We start from the raw sequence: 1152 nt of genomic DNA on the forward strand, positions 1-1152 counted from the left end.
GGTTGCATGTTGAGCCGACCTCCGAGAGGAGGGTGACGCTGGCGGTCCCTCGATCATGGGTGGGTCTTGCGACCGTGGCTACCTTGAGCCCGCCAGCGTCTCGGTCTTACACGCGAACGGAAGAGGGGGCTCTCGCCCGAATGCAACCCGGCGTGCGGACCATATGCACATGCTGCCGGAGAAGCTCATGTCCAACAAGGTGTTCGTCGGCGTCGACGTGTCGGCCGACTGGGTAGATATCGCAGTTCATGGCCAGGGCGTGGTTGAGCGCATCGCCAACACGGCCGAAGCGATCGAGGCTTGGCTGGCCAGGTTGAAGCCGGATGCCGTCGGGCTGGTCGCCTTCGAGCCGACAGGCGGCTACGAGCGCGTTCTGCGCCGCCTGCTCGTCGCCAGAGGCCTGCCGTTCGCCCGCGTCCATCCCAACGCCGTCGTGGCCTTCCGCCGCCTGCGAGGCGTCAAGGCCAAGACCGATCGCTGCGACGCGCGCTTGTTGGCCGACTTCGCCGCGGCGGAGCTGGCCGGCCGAGGGCTGGCTCCGATGGTCGAGGGCGACGAGGCCCTGCGGGACATGACCACACGTCGCCGTCAGTTGGTGCTGCTGCTCCAGATGGAACGCTGCCGCGCGACACGGGCCGAGAACCCGATCGTGCGCGAAGGCTTGGATGCGGTTGTGGCGGCGCTTGAGGCTGCTCTCGACACCCTCGAGCGCGCCATCGAAGCCCATGTCGCCGCAGATCCCACGCTGGCGATCACCACCCGCAACATGCGGTCCCTGACCGGCGTCGGGCCGATCACCATACAGACCCTGATGGGCGAGTTACCCGAACTTGGCCGGCTCTCAGGCAAGGAGATCGCCGCCCTTGTCGGCCTGGCGCCTCAAAACCGCGAAAGCGGCAAGACCAAGCGACGCGCGCCCACTGGCCATGGCCGACCAGGTGTCCGGCGCGTGCTGTTCAACGCCGCGCGCTGCGCCATCCGCTGGAACCCCGTCATGAAGGCCTTCTACGAAAACCTGGTCCACAACAATAATCGACCGGGCAAGGTCGCTCTCACCGCCGTCATGCGGAAGATGCTCGTCACTCTCAACGCCATCGTCCGGGATCAACAGCCTTGGGCTCACGCCAAGCCTTGACCAGATGCACGGAAGGT

General features: G+C 66.4%; 1 protein-coding gene. It reads left to right on the plus strand.

What is annotated here, in order from left to right:
- The first annotated feature begins 187 nt into the window (after positions 1-187).
- Positions 188-1135 (plus strand): IS110 family RNA-guided transposase, encoded by a 948-nt coding sequence (locus tag ACFLIT_RS17815; protein WP_479912611.1) that lies wholly within the window; start codon positions 188-190, stop codon positions 1133-1135.
- Positions 1136-1152 lie beyond the last annotated feature (17 nt).

The organism is Caulobacter sp. HJHS_5 (assembly GCF_056683955.1).

Coding starts and splice junctions, on each gene's coding strand:
- ACFLIT_RS17815 (WP_479912611.1), top strand. CDS start 188: ATGTCCAACAAGGTGTTCGTCGGCGTCGACGTGTCGGCCGACTGGGTA.